Below are 16,838 nucleotides of genomic sequence, written 5' to 3'. Positions count from 1 at the left end.
CGGACCGGGTCACCCCGGGGCCGCCCGCCCCCGCACACGCCGAGGGCGCCCGGGGTTCCCCGGGCGCCCTCCGTGTCGGTCCGCCGGCCGGTCAGCTCTTCTCGGCCGACTCCGGCTCCGGCTTGGAGTCCGGCGCGGGCGCCGGTTCCGTCTTGTCCGCCGCCGGCGCCGTCCGCCCGGCGGTCCCGGCCTCGCCCTCGGTGTCGGTGTCGGGCGTCGTGTCCTCGGCCGCGTCGCCGGCGCTCACCGCACCCGGTTCGACCACCGCTTCCCGGCCCGGCCGCTTCTTCGCCGACACCACCATGTACGTCACCGCCAGCAGGAAGACGACCAGTGCGGTCCAGTCGTTCAGACGCAGGCCCAGGATGTGGTGGGCGTCGTCCACCCGCATGTACTCGATCCAGCCGCGGCCCACGCAGTACGCCGCGACGTACAGGGCGAACGCCCGGCCGTGCCCCAGCCGGAACCGGCGGTCCGCCCAGATCACCAGCAGGCCGACGCCGACGCACCACAGGGACTCGTACAGGAACGTCGGGTGGTAGTAGCCCGGCACCCGGCCGCCCTCGGACGAGGTGATGTGCAGCGCCCAGGGCACATGGGTCTCCCGGCCGTACAGCTCCTGGTTGAACCAGTTGCCCCAGCGGCCGATGGCCTGCGCGAACGCGATGCCGGGCGCGACGGCGTCGGCGTACGCGGGCATCGGGACGCCCCGGCGCCGCGCGCCGATCCACGCGCCGAGCGCACCGAGCGCGATCGCGCCCCAGATGCCGAGGCCGCCCTCCCAGACCTTGAAGGCGTCCACCCAGTCGCGGCCCGCGCCGAAGTACAGCTCGTAGTCCGTGATCACGTGGTAGAGCCGGCCGCCGACCAGGCCGAACGGCACGGCCCAGACGGCGATGTCGGCGACCGTGCCGGGCTGCCCGCCGCGGGCGATCCAACGCCTGTTGCCGAACCAGACGGCAACGAAGACGCCGATGATGATGCAGAAGGCGTAGCCGCGCAGCGGGAGGGAGCCGAGGTACAGCACCCCGTGCGACGGGCTGGGGATATAGGCAAGGTTCATGGCAGGTCCGACGCTACCGTGCCGGGCCGTGGGGACGGCAAGCAGCCCGGCTACGGGTCCATAACGGGCGCGGTGCACGCTCACCGCCGGTCGGCCGCCTCCACCGTCTGCTTCAGCTTGGCCGGGGTCATCGTCCGGTCCTGGTAGATGTTCTTGCCGCCGAGCAGCACCGTGGGCGTGCCGTTGAAGCCGCCGGTGCGGAACGCCTGGTGGGACTTCTCCACCCAGCCGTCGTGGGTGCCCTTGTCGACGCAGGAGCGGAACGCGGGCGTGTCCAGGCCCTTCACCTTGCCGGCCAGCCCGGTCAGCCTGCCGTTGTCCGCGAAGGCGTCGTCGGTCTCCTTGGGCTGGTTCGCGAACAGCACGTCGTGGTAGTCGCGGAACTTCCCGGCGTCCTGGGCGCAGGCGGCGGCGTTGGCGGCGCGCAGCGAGCCGGTGCCGCCGAGGTTGCCGTCGATCAGCCGGACCAGGTGGTACTCGATCCTGAGCTTGCCGGCGTCGGTCAGCTCGTGGAGCACCGGCCGGTACGCCACCTCGAAGGCCTGGCAGGCCGGGCAGCGGAAGTCCTCCCAGACGGTGAGCGTCGACCCGGCGCCGTCCTTGCCGACCGGGAGCGCGAGGCTGTCCTTGCCCTGCGCGCCCGAGGGCGCCACGGCCGGGCCGGCGCCGGCGCTCTTCTTGTCCTTGCCGGCGTTCGCGGCGACCACGCCGATCACCGCCGCGAGGCCCAGGACGCACACGACGCTCGCGCCCACGATCAGCGCGCGCCGGCGCCTGTCCGCGGACTTCTGCTTCTCGCGCTCGACCGCCAGCCGCTCCCGGGCGGTGCGCTTTCCGTCACGGTTCTTCTCGCTCACACCCCCAGAACGAACCGGGGAGGCGCAGCGCGCCTCCCCGGTCCGAGGTCCACCCGTTCGAGTGACCGACTCCCTTGACGAAGGGCAGGCCGACGGTCACCGCGGGCGGTCACGCCTGTCCGCGTACGCCCTTCGCCAGTTCCCCGGCCAGCTCGCGCACCGCCGCGAGGCCGGCGGCGTGGTCCGGCGCGTCCAGCATCCGCTTGACGAACGCCGATCCGACGATCACGCCGTCGGCGAAGCCGGCCACCTCGGCGGCCTGGGCCGGGGTGGAGACGCCGAGCCCGACGCAGACCGGCAGCGCGGTGCCGGTGCCGCGGGTGCGCTCGACCAGGTCCTGGGCCTGCGCGCCGACGGACTCACGGGTGCCGGTGACCCCCATGAGGGAGGCCGCGTAGACGAATCCGCTGCCCGCCGCGGTGATCTCGGCGAGCCGCTCGTCCTTGCTGCTCGGCGCCACGACGAAGACCGTGGCGAGGCCGTGCTTTTCGGCGTGCTCCCGCCACAGCGCCGACTCCTGCACCGGCAGGTCGGGCAGGATGCAGCCGGCGCCGCCCGCCTCGGCCAGCTCGGCGGCGAAGCGCTCGACGCCGTAGCGGTCGACGGGGTTCCAGTACGTCATGACGAGGACCGGCTTCCCGGTGGCCCGGTGGGCCTCCCGGACCGTGCGGAGAACGTCGGCGATCCGCACCCCGCCGCGCAGGGCGATGTCGTCCGCGGTCTGGATGACCGGGCCGTCGAGCACCGGGTCGCTGTGCGGCAGGCCGACCTCGACCACGTCCGCGCCGCCGTCCAGGACGGCCCGGACGGCCTCGATGCCGCCGTCCACGGTCGGGAACCCGGCCGGGAGGTAGGCGATGAGCGCGGAGCGGCCCTCGGCCCTGGCGCCCGCGAGGGTGTCCGACAGCAGCCGGATGTTCCCGCTCACTTGACGTCTCCCTCGATCTCGGCGGTGTCGGCGGCGTCGGCCGCGACCTCGGCGTCGGTGTCGTACAGGCCGAAGTAGCGCGCGGCGGTGTCCATGTCCTTGTCGCCGCGGCCGGACAGGTTGACCAGGATCAGGCCGTCCTCGCCCAGCTCCCGGCCGACCTCCAGGGCGCCGGCGAGGGCGTGGGCGCTCTCGATGGCCGGGATGATGCCCTCGGTGCGCGACAGCAGGCGCAGGGCCCGCATGGCCGCGTCGTCGGTGACCGCGCGGTACTCGCCGCGGCCGGAGTCCTTCAGGTACGCGTGCTCGGGGCCGATGCCCGGGTAGTCCAGGCCGGCCGAGATCGAGTACGGCTCGGTGATCTGGCCCTCGTCGTCCTGGAGGACGTAGGACCGGGAGCCGTGCAGGATGCCGGGCTCGCCCGCGGTCAGGGTGGCCGCGTGCTCGCCGGTCCCGATGCCGTGGCCGGCGGGCTCGCAGCCGATCAGGCGGACGCCCGCGTCCGGGATGAAGGCGTGGAAGAGGCCGATGGCGTTGGAGCCGCCGCCGACGCAGGCGACGGCCGCGTCCGGGAGGCGCCCGGCGCGCTCCAGGATCTGGCGGCGGGCCTCGACGCCGATCACCCGGTGGAAGTCGCGGACCATGGCCGGGAAGGGGTGCGGGCCGGCGACCGTGCCGAACAGGTAGTGGGTGTGGTCGACGTTGGCGACCCAGTCCCGGAACGCCTCGTTGATGGCGTCCTTCAGGGTGCGGCTGCCGGACTTCACGGCGACGACCTCGGCGCCGAGCATGCGCATGCGGGCCACGTTGAGGGCCTGGCGCTCGGTGTCGATCTCGCCCATGTAGATGGTGCAATCGAGGCCGAACAGCGCGCAGGCGGTGGCCGTGGCGACGCCGTGCTGGCCGGCGCCGGTCTCGGCGATGACCCGGGTCTTGCCCATGCGCCGGGTGAGCAGGGCCTGGCCGAGCACGTTGTTGATCTTGTGGGAGCCGGTGTGGTTCAGGTCCTCGCGCTTGAGGAACACCCGGGCGCCGCCGGCGTGTCCGGCGAACCGCGGCACCTCGGTGAGCGCCGACGGGCGGCCGGTGTAGTGGACCAGCAGGTCGTCCAGCTCGCGGGCGAACTCCGGGTCGTGCTTGGCCTTGTCGTACTCGACGGCCACCTCGTCCACGGCGGCGACGAGGGCCTCCGGGATGAACTTGCCGCCGAACGCGCCGAAGTAGCCTTCGGCGCTGGGGACCCGGCCCTCGGGGTCGGGAACGAAGAAGTCGCTGGGCATGCGGAAACCTCACGGTGAGTGCGGAAGAGACACTGTGCGCCGTGGGGCGGGGGTGGTCAGCCGGCCGCGGGCCGGCCCGGCGTGTCGCGCAGTTCCCCGCGCCCCTGGAGGGCGCGCTGCCTTCGGCGGCCGTTGACCTGCCCGGGTTCGTCTCCGATGACGTACCGCACGCGGCGGCCGTGGACGCGGCGGGCCGGAGCACGGCAGCCGCGCGGGCGGCAGCCGCGCGCCAGGCGCGCGTGCCGGTCCACGGTCGTCACGGTGAGAGTCATCGGACCCAGCCTAGCGGCGCTCAGCCGCGCCCGTGGCGCAGGGCCGGGTGTTCGCCCGCCGCCACCAGGTCGGCCACCGCCGCCTTCGGGTCGCGGCCGGTGACCAGGGACTCGCCGACCAGGACCGCGTCGGCGCCGGCGTTGGCGTAGGCGATCAGGTCGTGCGGGCCGCGCACCCCGGACTCGGCGACCTTGACCAGTTCGTCCGGGATCTCCGGGGCGATCCGCTCGAACGTGCCGCGGTCGACCTCCAGCGTCTTCAGGTCGCGCGCGTTGACACCGATGATCTTGGCGCCCGCGTCCACCGCCCGCTCGACCTCGTCCTCGTCGTGCACCTCGACCAGCGGGGTCAGACCGATGGACACCGCCCGCTCGATCAGCGACTCCAGGGCCGGCTGGTCCAGGGCGGCCACGATCAGCAGCGCGAGGTCGGCGCCGTACGCGCGGGCCTCCCAGAGCTGGTACGACGTGACGATGAAGTCCTTGCGCAGCACCGGGATGTCCACGCGGGAGCGGACGGCCTCCAGGTCGGCGAGCGAGCCGCCGAAGCGGCGCTGCTCGGTGAGGACGGAGATGACGGCCGCGCCGCCCGCCTCGTAGTCCGCGGCGAGTCCGGCCGGGTCGGCGATCGCGGCCAGCGCGCCCTTGGACGGGCTGGAGCGCTTGACCTCGCAGATCACCTTGACGCCGTCGCCCTTGAGCGCGGCCACCCCGTCCTTGGCGGCGGGGGCCTTGGCCGCGCGCTCCTTGAGCTCGTCGAGGCTGACGCGTGCCTGCCGCTCGGCGAGGTCGGCACGGACTCCGTCGATGATCTCGTCGAGCACACTCACGCGAGCGGCCCCCTTCCAGACGGTGGTTCCTTCAGGTTCGGAAAACCTTTGGTCAATGCGATGGTATCCGCAGCGGGGCCGTGGCCCCGCATCCGGCGGAGGGCGGTCCCACTACCTGGACGTCCGTCAAGGGCGGAGCCAGCCACCGAACGGCAGGTTCCGGACGACGGTGAACACCAGCACCAGGGCGCCGGCCGCCCACAGGCCGGCGGGCGGGAGGCCGGGGAGCGGCGGGCGGCCGCGGGCCGCGCGGGCCGCGCGGGCCGCCCAGAGCGTCCACAGCACGGCGAAGCCCAGGGCGCCGGCCACGCCGAGCGCGTTGTCGCGCAGGGCGGTGAGCAGGTCGCCGTGGACGAGGGCGTGCGCGCCGCGCAGTCCGCCGCAGCCGGGGCAGTACAGGCCGGTGAGCCGGTACAGCGGGCAGACCGGGTAGTGGCCGGGTTCGCCCGGGTCGACGGCGCCGACGTAGGCGAAGGCCCCGGCGACGGCCGCGAGCAGCGCCACGGGGACGGCGAGCCGCCGGACGGGGCCGCGGGGCGCGAACCGCCGGACCGGAGCGCCGGGCGCGAGCCGCCGGGCGGGGGCGCGGGGCGGGGCCGGGCGGCCGGAGGCGTTCACGTCCGCATTCTGCCCCGCCGGACCGCCGCCCGCGCGCCGGCGGCCCCGCACGTGCGCGGGGCGGCCCGCGGCTCTAGGCCGCCGGGCCGCCCCGCGGGTGACGCCTGTGGATCAGCTCTCCGCCCCGACCGGCTCGCGGCTCGGCGCCGGGCTCTGGTGCGGCAGGGTGCCGGACTGCTTCGGCATGCCGAGTCCCATGGCGCGCATGATCGCGCCGACCACCGCGCCGAGGACCGTGATCGCCATACCGGCCCAGAAGCCGACGGGCTGGGCCATCACCATGAAGGCGCCCGCGACGCAGAAACCGATGAAGGCGATGATGACACCGGTCCAGGCGGCCGGGGTGTGACCGTGGCTGCTGCCCGCCATGACTTGCTCCTCGTTGCTGTGTACGTCTCGTGATAGGCGTCGTACGCTCGTCGTCCATTGTCCCGCACGGCCGCGGGCGCCGGACGCGGGGGTGGCGTCTGTTTCACCACACCGCTCAGGCGCCCGTCGGGTCCTCGCCCCGGTCCAGGGCCTTCCAGATCTCCTCGGGGCGCTCCGGGTCGGCCGGGCGGGCGGTGCGCCGGGGGCGGTCGGTGCCGCGTTCGTACCGGCCGGACATCGCGGGCCACCGGCCGCCGTAGCGCAGGGCGAGCAGTCCGGCGAGCAGGATCAGCAGCCCGCCGGCGGCGGCGACGTAGGGCCAGCCGGTGTGGGTGAGCGCGGCGACCGTGGCGGAGCTGTCCCCGCTCACCCGGGCCGCCTTCTCGTCCAGCGCGGAGCTGTCGGAGGCGGTCGCGAGGGCGGCGGCGGCGGTCCCGGCACCGGACAGCGCGAGCAGTGCGGAGACCAGGAGGCGGCCGGCCCGGCGGACGGCGAAGACGGCGACGAGCGCGGCGAGGCCCACTATGGCGAGGGCCGCGGGGACGCCGGTGACGTCGCTGCCCTTGGCCGTCAGCGGGAACGCGCCGCCCGCCACCGTCGCGGTGCCCTCCGCCCAGCGCTGCCGGGTGGCGAGCAGTGCCACGGCCGCGCCGAGCGCGCCGGACAGGAGGGCGACGGCGAGGCTCCGCCGGCCGGACCGGGCGGGCGCGGCGGCTTGGGAAGGGAGGTGGGGTACGGCAGTCACGTACTCCACTATCGCCTGAACCCCGGGCGAACCGTCACCCGGGGTTCGTATGAGAAACGCCCCAGGGTCTTTCGTTCGAATCCGGCCTGATCCAAACGAAAGACCCTAGCCGCCCAGGCGGTTCGCCGTGTGCACGGCGCGCAGTACCGCCGCCGCCTTGTTGCGGCACTCCTGGTCCTCCGCGGCCGGGTCGGAGTCGGCGACGACGCCGGCGCCGGCCTGGACGTAGGCCGTGCCGTCGCGGAGCAGGGCCGTGCGGATGGCGATCGCGGTGTCGGAGTCGCCGGCGAAGTCCAGATAGCCGACGCAGCCGCCGTACAGGCCGCGCCGGGACGGCTCGAGTTCGTCGATGATCTGCATCGCGCGGGGCTTGGGGGCGCCGGAGAGGGTGCCCGCCGGGAAGCACGCGGTGAGCACGTCGAAGGCGGTGCGGCCGGGCGCCACCTTGCCGGTGACGGTGGAGACGATGTGCATCACGTGCGAGTAGCGCTCGACGGACATGAAGTCGACCACCTCGACCGAGCCGGGCTCGCAGACCCGGCCGAGGTCGTTGCGGCCGAGGTCGACCAGCATCAGGTGCTCGGCGCGCTCCTTGGGGTCGGCGAGCAGTTCCTCGGCGAGCGCCTGGTCCTCCTGCGGGGTGGCCCCGCGGTGCCGGGTGCCGGCGATGGGGTGCACCAGCGCGCGCCCGTCCTCCACCTTCACCAGCGCCTCCGGGGAGGAGCCGACGACATCGAAGCCGTCGAAGCGGAAGAGGTACATGTACGGCGAGGGGTTGGTGGCGCGCAGCACCCGGTAGACGTCCAGGGCGCTCGCCGTGCACAGCGTCTCGAACCGCTGGGAGGGCACGACCTGGAAGGCCTCGCCCGCGCGGATGCGTTCCTTGACGTCCTCGACGGCCCGCTGGTAGTCGGGGCCGCCCCAGCGGGCGGTGTACCCGGGCAGCTCCGAGGGCGGCAGTTGCGCCGGGGGCTGGGCGACGGAGCGGGACAGGTCCGCCTCCATGGCGTCCAGGCGGGCCACGGCGTCCGCGTACGCCTCGTCGACACCGGTGTCCAGGTCGTTGTGGTTGATCGCGTTGGCGATCAGCAGGACCGAGCCCTCCCAGTGGTCCATCACCGCGAGGTCGCTGGTGAGCAGCATGGTCAGCTCGGGCAGCTCCAGGTCGTCGCGCTCGCCCGGGCCGATCTTCTCCAGGCGGCGCACGATGTCGTAGCCCAGGTAGCCGACCATGCCGCCGGTGAACGGCGGCAGGCCCTCCTGGTGCGGGGTGTGCAGGGCCTGGAGGGTGGCGCGCAGGGCCACGAGCGGGTCGCCGTCCGTGGGGACGCCGACGGGCGGGGTGCCGGTCCAGTGGGCCTGTCCGTCGCGCGCGGTGAGCGTGGCGGCGCTGCGGACGCCGACGAAGGAGTACCGGGACCAGGAGCGGCCGTTCTCCGCGGACTCCAGCAGGAAGGTGCCCGGGCGTTCGGCGGCCAGTTTGCGGTAGACGGCGACCGGGGTGTCGCCGTCGGCGAGGAGCTTGCGGGTGACCGGGATGACACGCCGGTCGGTGGCCAGTTCGCGGAAGGTCTCGAGGTCCATGGCGGCCGACCTTACTGAGCGGACGCCGGGGCGGCGGAACCGGCGTCCTGAAGGAGCACGTCCGCGTCGAAGCAGGTGCGCGCGCCGGTGTGGCAGGCGGCACCCACCTGGTCCACCTTGACCAGCAGGGTGTCGGCGTCGCAGTCCAGCGCGACCGACTTCACCCGCTGGACGTGGCCGGAGGTGTCGCCCTTGACCCAGTACTCCCGGCGGCTGCGCGACCAGTAGGTGCAGCGGCCGGTGGTCAGCGTCCTGTGCAGTGCCTCGTCGTCCATCCAGCCGAGCATCAGCACCTCGCCGGTGTCGTACTGCTGGGCGATGGCGGGGACGAGACCGTCGGCGCTGCGCTTGAGCCGCGCGGCGATCTCCGGGTCGAGGCTGCTGGGCCGGGGGCTGCCGGTCGTACTGGTCATGGGTGCCATTGTGCCGCGCGCGCCGGCCGGGCCCGCTCCCCCGTCCATTGGGCGGACCGGCCGCCTGGCCGTAGGCTTTCCCCATGTCGACCTTCGCCAAGCGTGAACGGCTGCTGCTCGCCGACCTCTTGGAAACCGTCGGGCCGGACGCCGAAACCCTCTGCGAGGGCTGGCGGACCCGGGACCTGGCCGCGCACGTGATCGTGCGCGAGCGCCGGCCGGACGCGGCGGGCGGCACGCTGCTCAGACAGCTCGCGCCGCGCCTGGAGAAGGTGATGGCCGAGTACACGGCCAAGCCGTACGAGGAGCTGATCCAGCTCATCCGCACCGGCCCGCCCCGGTTCTCGCCCTTCCAGCTCAAGCAGGTCGACGAGGCGGCCAACATCATCGAGTTCTACGTCCACACCGAGGACGTCCGCCGCGCCCAGCCGGACTGGACGCCGCGCGAGCTGGACCCGGTCTTCCAGGACACGCTGTGGTCCCGGCTGGAGCGGGCGGCGCGGCTGATGGGCCGGGGTGTGCCGACGGGTCTGGTGCTGCGCCGCCCGGACGGGCAGACCGTGGTGGCGCACCGGGGCACGCCGGTGGTCACGGTGACCGGTGAGCCGTCGGAGCTGCTGCTGTTCGCGTACGGGCGGCAGAGCGCGGCCCGGGTGGAGCTGGACGGGGACGCGGAGGCGGTCTCCCGGCTGCACGAGTCGAGGCAGCTCGGCATCTGAGACCACGGTCCGGGCGCGGTCAGCCGGGCAGTTCGGCGCCGCGCAGGGCCGGTACGGCGAGGACGACGAGGCCGCCGAGTCCGCAGACGGCGGCGCTGACGGCGTAGACCGGGCCGAGTCCGAAGGTGCCGGCCGCGGCGGCCGCCAGGGGCATGCTCAGCGGGGCCAGGCCGAGGCTGACGAGGCCGGAGACGGCGGTGACCCGGCCCAGGTAGGCGGGGTCGGACTGGGTCTGGAGCAGGGCGCCGCACAGGGCGCCGCTGAGTCCGGTGAGCAGACCGACCAGCAGGGCGGTGCCGACGGCGGCGGTCAGGGCCGGCACGAAGGCGAGGGCGCCGAGGGCCACGGCGCCGGCGGTGCACGCGCACCCGGTGACCAGTCCGGCGCGCGGCACCCGGCCGCGGGCCGCCAGCAGCAGCGCGGCGGCGCCCGCGCCGGTGCCGAATCCGGCCAGCACCCAGCCCAGTCCGGCGGCGCCCCAGCCGCGCCGGTCGGCGAGCAGGGTCAGACCGACGTTCAGCGGGCCGACGAAGCCGAGGTCGCCGAGGGCGATGGCGATCATCAGCGGTCCGAGGACGCGGTGGTGGCGGACATGGCGCAGACCGGCCCGCAGATCGCTCCAGGCGGTCCCCGCGGCGCCCGGCGGGCCGTCCGCCCGCGGGTCGGGGATCCGCACGGAGACCAGCAGCGGCACCGAGAGGGCGATGAGCGCCCCGGCGAGGGTGAAGGCGGCCGGGGCGCCGCCGAGGGCCACGCCGAGGCCGCCGAGCGGGGCGCCGACGACGCTCGCGCCCCGGTTGGCGAGGCCGCGCAGGCCCTGGACGCGGGCGAGCTGGTCCTGGCCGGTGATCCGGGCCGGCAGGGCGCCCACGGCCGGCAGGAACACGGCGTCGACGGCGCCGAAGACCAGGGCGAGCAGGGCGAGCGGCCACAGTCCGGGGCGGGTGAGGAACAGCAGCGCGGCGACGGCGAGGACGGCGGCGCAGCGGACGGCGTCGCTGCCGATGACGACCCTGCGCGGGCCCAGCCGGTCGGCGAGCACGCCTCCGCCGAGCAGGAGCACGGCCCGGGGCAGGGCGCTCGCGGACATCACCAGTCCGGCCTGCGCGGGCGTGCCGGCCTGGACGGCGGCCCAGGACAGCGCGAGGTAGTAGACGCTGTCGCCGAGCATCGAGGAGGTGTAGGCGCCGAGCCAGCGCAGGACGCGGGGGTCACGGTGGGCGTGCGCGGTCGCCGGCGGTATGAGCGGCGCGGTCACGGAAAGGGGCGCTCCTCGGGCGGCTGTCGCGGGCGTGCGGCAGGCCCCGGCCGGGCGGCCGGGGCCCTTGGGAAGGCGGCGGGTCTACCGGACGGGGTGGCCGGCGTCCCGCAGGGTCTGCTTGACCTGGCCGATGCGCAGGTCGCCGAAGTGGAAGACCGAGGCGGCCAGGACCGCGTCGGCGCCCGCCGCGACGGCCGGCGGGAAGTCGGCCAGCCGGCCGGCGCCGCCGGAGGCGATCACCGGGACGGTGACGTGCTTGCGGACCGCCGCGATCATCTCCAGGTCGTAGCCGTCCTTGGTGCCGTCCGCGTCCATGGAGTTCAGCAGGATCTCGCCCGCGCCCAGCTCCGCCGCCCGGTGCGCCCACTCCACCGCGTCGATGCCGGTGCCGCGCCGGCCGCCGTGGGTGGTCACCTCGAAGCCGCCCGGACCGGTCCGGCGGGCGTCCACCGACAGCACCAGCACCTGGCGGCCGAAGCGCTCGGCGATCTCGCGGATCAGGTCGGGGCGGGCGATCGCCGCGGTGTTCACGCCCACCTTGTCGGCGCCCGCCCGCAGCAGCTTGTCCACGTCCTCGGCGGTGCGGACGCCGCCGCCGACCGTCAGCGGGATGAACACCTGCTCGGCGGTGCGGCGCACCACGTCGTAGGTCGTCTCGCGGTTGCCGGAGGACGCGGTGATGTCGAGGAAGGTCAGTTCGTCGGCGCCCTCGGCGTCGTAGACCTTGGCCATCTCGACGGGGTCGCCGGCGTCGCGCAGGTTCTGGAAGTTGACGCCCTTGACGACCCGGCCGCCGTCCACGTCCAGGCAGGGGATCACCCGTACGGCCAGGGTCATGCGGTCACTCCCCGGAACGCCTCCACCTCGACCTCGACGACCAGGCTGGGGTCGACGAGACCGGAGACGATGATCATGGAAGCGGCGGGCCGGACGGTGTCGAACAGCTCCTTGTGGGCCCGGCCGACCTCCTCCACGTCCCGGGCGTGCGTGAGGTACATGCGGGTCCGCACCACGTCGTCCCGGCCGAGTCCCAGCCGCTCCAGCGCCGAGAGGGCGACCTGGAAGGCGTTGGCCGCCTGCTCGTAGGGGCCGCCCCCGGCGATCTGCCCGTCCACGACGGACGTGCAGCCCGAGACCAGCACCAGTCCGTTCGGCAGCTCCACCGCGCGGGAGTAGCCGAACTCCTCTTCCCAGGGCGCGCCGGTCACCACGCGTCGCACGTCGCTCACCGGGACACCGCCGTCAGGGCCTCTTCCAGGGTGAACGCCTTGGCGTACAGGGCCTTGCCGACGATGGCGCCCTCGACGCCGAGCGGGACCAGGCCGGCGATGGCGCGCAGGTCGTCCAGGGAGGAGACGCCGCCGGAGGCCACCACCGGGCGGTCCGTGGCCGCGCACACGTTCTTCAGCAGTTCCAGGTTGGGGCCCTGGAGCGTGCCGTCCTTGGCGATGTCGGTGACGACGTAGCGGGCGCAGCCCTCCTTGTCCAGGCGCTCCAGCGTCTCGTAGAGGTCGCCGCCGTCGCGGGTCCAGCCCCGGCCGCGCAGCGTGGTGCCCCGGACGTCCAGACCGACGGCGATCTTGTCACCGTGCTCGGCGATGACCTCGGCGACCCACTCGGGCGTCTCCAGGGCGGCCGTGCCGAGGTTCACCCGGGTGCAGCCGGTGGCCAGGGCGGCGGCGAGGGTGTCGTCGTCGCGGATGCCGCCGGACAGCTCCACCTTGATGTCCATCGCCCGGGCGACCTCGGCGATCAGGGCGCGGTTGTCCCCGGTGCCGAACGCGGCGTCCAGGTCGACCAGGTGTAGCCACTCCGCGCCGGCGCGCTGCCAGGCGAGGGCGGCCTCCAGCGGGGAGCCGTAGGAGGTCTCGGTCCCGGACTCGCCGTGTACGAGGCGGACGGCCTGGCCGTCGCGGACGTCGACGGCGGGGAGGAGTTCGAGCTTGGCCATGGTCTACAGGGTTCCGATCCAGTTGGTGAGGAGCTGGGCACCGGCGTCGCCGGACTTCTCGGGGTGGAACTGGGTGGCCCACAGGGCGCCGTTCTCCACGGCGGCCACGAACGGCTCGCCGTGCGTGGCCCAGGTGACCTTGGGGGGCTCGATCACCGGGTTGTGGGTCGGCAGGGACCACTCGTGGACGGCGTAGGAGTGCACGAAGTAGAAGCGGGCGTCGGCGTCCAGGCCGGCGAACAGCCGGGTGCCGGCCGGCGCGTCGACGGTGTTCCAGCCCATGTGCGGCACCACGTCGGCCTGGAGCGGGCCGACCGTGCCGGGCCACTCGTCCAGGCCCTCGGCCTCCACGCCGTGCTCGATGCCGCGCGCGAAGAGGATCTGCATGCCGACGCAGATGCCCATGACCGGGCGTCCGCCGGACAGCCGGCGGTCCACGATCCAGTCGCCGCGCGCGGCGCGCAGGCCCTTCATGCAGGCGGCGAACGCGCCGACGCCCGGCACCAGCAGGCCGTCGGCGTTCATCGCCCGGTCGAAGTCACGGGTGATCTCGACGTCGGCACCCACGCGCGCGAGGGCGCGTTCGGCGGAGCGGACGTTGCCGAAGCCGTAGTCGAAGACGACGACCTTCTTCGTGCTCAATTCCACACCTCCAGGCGCATGACGCCCGCCACCAGGCACAGGCCCGCGGCGATCGACAGGAGGACGATCAGGCTGGTGGGCATCTTCTGCTTGACGAAGGAGACGATGCCGCCGACCAGGAACAGGCCGACGACGATCAGCAGGGACGACAGACTGTTCATGGGGTTACAGCGCGCCCTTCGTCGACGGGAGGATGCCGGCCGCGCGGGGGTCGCGCTCGGACGCGTACCGCAGGGCCCGGGCCAGCGCCTTGAACTGGCACTCCACGATGTGGTGGGCGTTGCGGCCGTACGGCACGTGCACGTGCAGCGCGATCTGCGCCTGGGCGACGAAGGACTCCAGGATGTGCCGGGTCATCGTGGTGTCGTACGCGCCGATCATCGGCGCCATGGTCTCGGGCTCGGTGTGCACGAGGTAGGGGCGGCCGGACAGGTCGACGGTGACCTGGGCGAGGGACTCGTCCAGCGGGACCGTGCAGTTGCCGAAGCGGTAGATGCCCACCTTGTCGCCGAGGGCCTGCTTGAAGGCGGCGCCCAGCGCGAGGGCGGTGTCCTCGATGGTGTGGTGGGAGTCGATGTGCAGGTCGCCGTCGGTCTTCACGGTCAGGTCGAACAGACCGTGCCGGCCGAGCTGGTCGAGCATGTGGTCGTAGAAGCCGACGCCGGTGGCGATGTCGGTCCGGCCGGTGCCGTCGAGGTCTATCTCGACCAGCACCGAGGTCTCCTTGGTGGTGCGCTCCACGCGTCCTGTGCGGCTCATGAACCCTGCTCCTTCTTCAGCTGACGGACCGCGTCGAGGAACGCGTCGTTCTCCTCCGGGGTGCCGGCGGTCACCCGCAGCCGGCCCGGTACGCCGTTGTCCCGGACCAGCACGCCGTGGTCGAGGATGCGCTGCCAGGCCTCGTGGGCGTCCGGGAACCGGCCGAACTGCACGAAGTTCGCGTCGGACTCCGTGACCTCGTAGCCGAGCGCGCGCAGCTCGGTGACCAGCCGGTCCCGCTCGGACTTCAGCTGCCGGACGTAGCCGAGCAGGGTGTCGGTGTGCTCCAGGGCGGCCAGGGCGGTCGCCTGGGTGACGGCCGACAGGTGGTACGGCAGGCGGACGAGCTGGACGGCGTCCACGACGGCCGGGTGCGCGGCCAGGTAGCCGAGGCGCAGGCCGGCCGCGCCGAACGCCTTGGACATGGTCCGGGAGATCACCAGGTGCGGACGGCCGGCCAGCAGCGGCAGCAGCGAGGCGCCGTGGCTGAACTCGACGTAGGCCTCGTCCACGACCACCATCGACGGCTTGGCCGCCTGCGCCGCCTCGTACAGCGCGAGGACGGTCTCGGCCGGGACCGCGTTGCCGGTGGGGTTGTTGGGGGTGGTGACGAAGACGACGTCCGGCCGGTGCGCGGCGATCGCGCGCTCGGCGGCGGCGAGGTCGATCGTGAAGTCCTCGCGGCGCGGGCCGGGGATCCAGCCGGTGCCGGTGCCGCGCGCGATGAGCGCGTGCATCGAGTACGACGGCTCGAAGCCGATCGCCGTGCGGCCCGGTCCGCCGAAGGTCTGCAGCAGTTGCTGGATGACCTCGTTGGAACCGTTGGCGGCCCAGACGTTCTCGGCGCCGAGCCGGTGGCCGCCGGTCCGCGTCAGGTACGCGGCCAGCTCGGTGCGCAGCTCGACCGCGTCCCGGTCCGGGTAGCGGTTCAGGTCGCGGGCGGCCTCCCGCACCCGCTCCGCGATCCGCTCGACCAGCGGCTCGGGCAGCGGGTAGGGGTTCTCGTTGGTGTTCAGCCGGACCGGGACGTCCAGCTGGGGCGCGCCGTAGGGGGACTTGCCGCGCAGCTCGTCCCGTACGGGCAGATCGTCGATCCTCACGTCGCTCACTTGCTCTCGGGCACCTTCCAGCCGAACCTCGCCTTGATCGCCGCGCCGTGCGCGGGCAGGTCCTCCGCCTCCGCCAGCGTCACCACGTGGTGGGCGACCTCGGCGAGCGCGTCGCGGGTGTAGTCCACGATGTGGATGCCGCGCAGGAAGGACTGGACGGACAGGCCCGAGGAGTGGCAGGCGCAGCCGCCGGTGGGCAGGACGTGGTTGGACCCGGCCGCGTAGTCGCCGAGCGAGACGGGCGCCCAGGGGCCGATGAAGACCGCGCCCGCGTTGCGCACCCGGTCGGCGACCGCGGCGGCGTCGGCGGTCTGGATCTCCAGGTGCTCGGCGCCGTAGGCGTCGACCACCTTCAGGCCCTCCTCGATGCCGTCCACGAGGACGATCGCGGACTGCCTGCCCCGCAGCGCGGGCACGATCCGGTCCTCGGTGTGCTTGGTGGCCTCGGCCTGGGGCCCGAGTTCCTTCTCCACCGCGTCGGCCAGTTCGGCGGAGTCGGTGACCAGGACGGCCGCCGCGAGCGGGTCGTGCTCGGCCTGGCTGATCAGGTCGGAGGCGACGTGCACCGGGTCGGCGGTGGCGTCCGCGAGGATCGCGATCTCGGTCGGGCCGGCCTCGGCGTCGATGCCGATGCGGCCGGTGAAGTAGCGCTTGGCGGCGGCGACCCAGATGTTGCCCGGGCCGGTGACCATGGGGGCGGGCGGGCAGGACTCGGTGCCGTAGGCGAACATCGCGACGGCGGTGGCGCCGCCGGCCGCGTACACCTCGTCCACGCCGAGCAAGGCACAGGCGGCGAGGATCGTCGGGTGCGGCAGGCCGCCGAAACCGGCCTGCGCCGGCGAGGCGAGCGCGATGGACTCCACCCCGGCCTCCTGGGCCGGCACGACGTTCATGACCACGGACGACGGGTAGACGGACCGCCCGCCCGGCGCGTACAGACCGACCCGCTCGACCGGCACCCACTTCTCGGTGACCGAGCCGCCGGGCACCACCTGGGTGGTGTGGGTCTCACGGCGCTGCGCGCGGTGGACCAGCCGGGCCCGGCGGATGGACTCCTCCAGCGCGGCCCGCACGGCCGGGTCCAGGGCGGCGAGCGCGTCGGTGAGCGCCTGGGCCGGGACACGGACGGTTTCCAGCCGTACTCCGTCGAACTTCTCGGCGAAGTCGATCAGCGCCGCGTCGCCTCGATGATGCACGGCCTCGCAGATCGGCCGCACCTTCTCCAGGGCGGCCGAGACGTCGAAGTCGGCTCGGGGCAGCAGGTCGCGCAGGGCGGGGCCCTCGGGGAGGGCGTCGCCGCGCAGATCGATTCGGGAGATCACGGTTCCAATTCTCTCAGACCGCCGCGGCGGGCCGTTCGCGCGTATCAATGGCTGATACAGAACGGGCCCCGCCGACGGCCGCGCCGTGGGTCAATGCCCGGCACAGACCGTGGCCG

The 16,838-nt window shown here is 73.9% G+C and carries 21 protein-coding genes; 1 reads left to right on the top strand and 20 read right to left on the bottom strand.

Features of this window, described 5'->3' with window-relative positions; genetic code table 11:
- Positions 1 to 91: 91 nt before the first annotated feature.
- The 11 genes from lgt to hisI all read right to left on the bottom strand — a co-directional run bounded on the left by lgt (position 92) and on the right by hisI (position 8,959).
- On the bottom strand, positions 92 to 1,063 hold the full coding sequence (lgt, locus tag ACZ4SV_RS19505) for a prolipoprotein diacylglyceryl transferase (RefSeq protein WP_468005727.1): 972 nt from the start codon (positions 1,061 to 1,063) through the stop codon (positions 92 to 94).
- 80 nt (positions 1,064 to 1,143) lie between these two features.
- Positions 1,144 to 1,920 carry a DsbA family protein gene (locus tag ACZ4SV_RS19500; RefSeq protein ID WP_365877697.1) on the bottom strand — a complete coding sequence of 259 codons (777 nt, stop codon included), beginning with the start codon at positions 1,918 to 1,920 and terminating at the stop codon, positions 1,144 to 1,146.
- 109 nt (positions 1,921 to 2,029) lie between these two features.
- Positions 2,030 to 2,848: a tryptophan synthase subunit alpha gene (trpA, locus tag ACZ4SV_RS19495; RefSeq protein ID WP_468005725.1), complete on the bottom strand. Its 819-nt coding sequence runs from the start codon at positions 2,846 to 2,848 to the stop codon at positions 2,030 to 2,032.
- Positions 2,845 to 4,128, bottom strand: a complete 1,284-nt coding sequence (trpB, locus tag ACZ4SV_RS19490) for a tryptophan synthase subunit beta (RefSeq protein WP_468005723.1) — start codon at positions 4,126 to 4,128, stop codon at positions 2,845 to 2,847. Before trpB ends, trpA begins: the two co-directional genes overlap by 4 nt.
- Positions 4,129 to 4,184: 56 nt before the next feature.
- On the bottom strand, positions 4,185 to 4,400 hold the full coding sequence (gene trpM, locus ACZ4SV_RS19485; protein WP_365877704.1) for a tryptophan biosynthesis modulator TrpM: 216 nt from the start codon (positions 4,398 to 4,400) through the stop codon (positions 4,185 to 4,187).
- A gap of 20 nt (positions 4,401 to 4,420) precedes the next feature.
- Complete coding sequence (gene trpC, locus ACZ4SV_RS19480; RefSeq protein ID WP_365877706.1) at positions 4,421 to 5,230, bottom strand: indole-3-glycerol phosphate synthase TrpC; 810 nt, start codon at positions 5,228 to 5,230, stop codon at positions 4,421 to 4,423.
- A gap of 126 nt (positions 5,231 to 5,356) precedes the next feature.
- Entirely contained in the window at positions 5,357 to 5,848 is a 492-nt protein-coding gene (locus ACZ4SV_RS19475) for a DUF2752 domain-containing protein (RefSeq protein WP_468005720.1), read from the bottom strand.
- 111 nt (positions 5,849 to 5,959) lie between these two features.
- Positions 5,960 to 6,217 carry an HGxxPAAW family protein gene (locus ACZ4SV_RS19470; protein ID WP_365941847.1) on the bottom strand — a complete coding sequence of 86 codons (258 nt, stop codon included), beginning with the start codon at positions 6,215 to 6,217 and terminating at the stop codon, positions 5,960 to 5,962.
- A 115-nt stretch (positions 6,218 to 6,332) separates the two neighbouring features.
- Positions 6,333 to 6,971: a TIGR02234 family membrane protein gene (locus tag ACZ4SV_RS19465; RefSeq protein WP_468005718.1), complete on the bottom strand. Its 639-nt coding sequence runs from the start codon at positions 6,969 to 6,971 to the stop codon at positions 6,333 to 6,335.
- Positions 6,972 to 7,067: 96 nt separating this feature from the next.
- Positions 7,068 to 8,546: an anthranilate synthase component I gene (locus tag ACZ4SV_RS19460; protein ID WP_468005716.1), complete on the bottom strand. Its 1,479-nt coding sequence runs from the start codon at positions 8,544 to 8,546 to the stop codon at positions 7,068 to 7,070.
- Positions 8,547 to 8,557: 11 nt separating this feature from the next.
- The gene (gene hisI, locus ACZ4SV_RS19455; RefSeq protein ID WP_397940666.1) at positions 8,558 to 8,959 is read right to left on the bottom strand and encodes a phosphoribosyl-AMP cyclohydrolase; all 402 of its coding nucleotides are present in this window, start codon (positions 8,957 to 8,959) and stop codon (positions 8,558 to 8,560) included.
- A gap of 83 nt (positions 8,960 to 9,042) precedes the next feature.
- Here hisI and ACZ4SV_RS19450 point away from each other — a divergent pair, with 83 nt between their 5' ends.
- Entirely contained in the window at positions 9,043 to 9,678 is a 636-nt protein-coding gene (locus ACZ4SV_RS19450) for a TIGR03085 family metal-binding protein (RefSeq protein WP_468005714.1), read from the top strand.
- A 19-nt stretch (positions 9,679 to 9,697) separates the two neighbouring features.
- On the opposite strand, the gene ACZ4SV_RS19445 is transcribed toward ACZ4SV_RS19450, so the two are convergent.
- From ACZ4SV_RS19445 to hisD, 9 genes are all read right to left on the bottom strand, one after another.
- Positions 9,698 to 10,936, bottom strand: coding sequence for an MFS transporter (locus ACZ4SV_RS19445; RefSeq protein WP_468005712.1), 1,239 nt, complete (start codon positions 10,934 to 10,936; stop codon positions 9,698 to 9,700).
- An 84-nt stretch (positions 10,937 to 11,020) separates the two neighbouring features.
- Positions 11,021 to 11,776, bottom strand: coding sequence for an imidazole glycerol phosphate synthase subunit HisF (gene hisF, locus ACZ4SV_RS19440; RefSeq protein ID WP_365872321.1), 756 nt, complete (start codon positions 11,774 to 11,776; stop codon positions 11,021 to 11,023).
- A complete protein-coding gene (locus tag ACZ4SV_RS19435; RefSeq protein WP_365872323.1) occupies positions 11,773 to 12,168 on the bottom strand; it encodes a RidA family protein in 396 nt (131 codons plus the stop codon). The genes hisF and ACZ4SV_RS19435 overlap by 4 nt, the downstream gene beginning before the upstream one ends.
- Positions 12,165 to 12,890: a bifunctional 1-(5-phosphoribosyl)-5-((5-phosphoribosylamino)methylideneamino)imidazole-4-carboxamide isomerase/phosphoribosylanthranilate isomerase PriA gene (gene priA / locus ACZ4SV_RS19430; RefSeq protein WP_365872325.1), complete on the bottom strand. Its 726-nt coding sequence runs from the start codon at positions 12,888 to 12,890 to the stop codon at positions 12,165 to 12,167. Before priA ends, ACZ4SV_RS19435 begins: the two co-directional genes overlap by 4 nt.
- A gap of 3 nt (positions 12,891 to 12,893) precedes the next feature.
- A complete protein-coding gene (gene hisH / locus ACZ4SV_RS19425) occupies positions 12,894 to 13,538 on the bottom strand; it encodes an imidazole glycerol phosphate synthase subunit HisH (protein ID WP_397970427.1) in 645 nt (214 codons plus the stop codon).
- The gene (locus ACZ4SV_RS19420; protein ID WP_365872329.1) at positions 13,529 to 13,693 is read right to left on the bottom strand and encodes a hypothetical protein; all 165 of its coding nucleotides are present in this window, start codon (positions 13,691 to 13,693) and stop codon (positions 13,529 to 13,531) included. Before ACZ4SV_RS19420 ends, hisH begins: the two co-directional genes overlap by 10 nt.
- A 4-nt stretch (positions 13,694 to 13,697) precedes the next feature.
- Positions 13,698 to 14,291 (bottom strand): imidazoleglycerol-phosphate dehydratase HisB, encoded by a 594-nt coding sequence (gene hisB / locus ACZ4SV_RS19415; protein WP_365872331.1) that lies wholly within the window; start codon positions 14,289 to 14,291, stop codon positions 13,698 to 13,700.
- Positions 14,288 to 15,400, bottom strand: a complete 1,113-nt coding sequence (locus ACZ4SV_RS19410; RefSeq protein WP_365872333.1) for a histidinol-phosphate transaminase — start codon at positions 15,398 to 15,400, stop codon at positions 14,288 to 14,290. Before ACZ4SV_RS19410 ends, hisB begins: the two co-directional genes overlap by 4 nt.
- Positions 15,397 to 16,722, bottom strand: coding sequence for a histidinol dehydrogenase (gene hisD / locus ACZ4SV_RS19405; RefSeq protein WP_365872335.1), 1,326 nt, complete (start codon positions 16,720 to 16,722; stop codon positions 15,397 to 15,399). The genes ACZ4SV_RS19410 and hisD overlap by 4 nt, the downstream gene beginning before the upstream one ends.
- Positions 16,723 to 16,838 lie beyond the last annotated feature (116 nt).

The organism is Streptomyces sp. NPDC027672, assembly GCF_055566335.1.
This window is presented reverse-complemented; position numbering and strand designations above follow the sequence as displayed.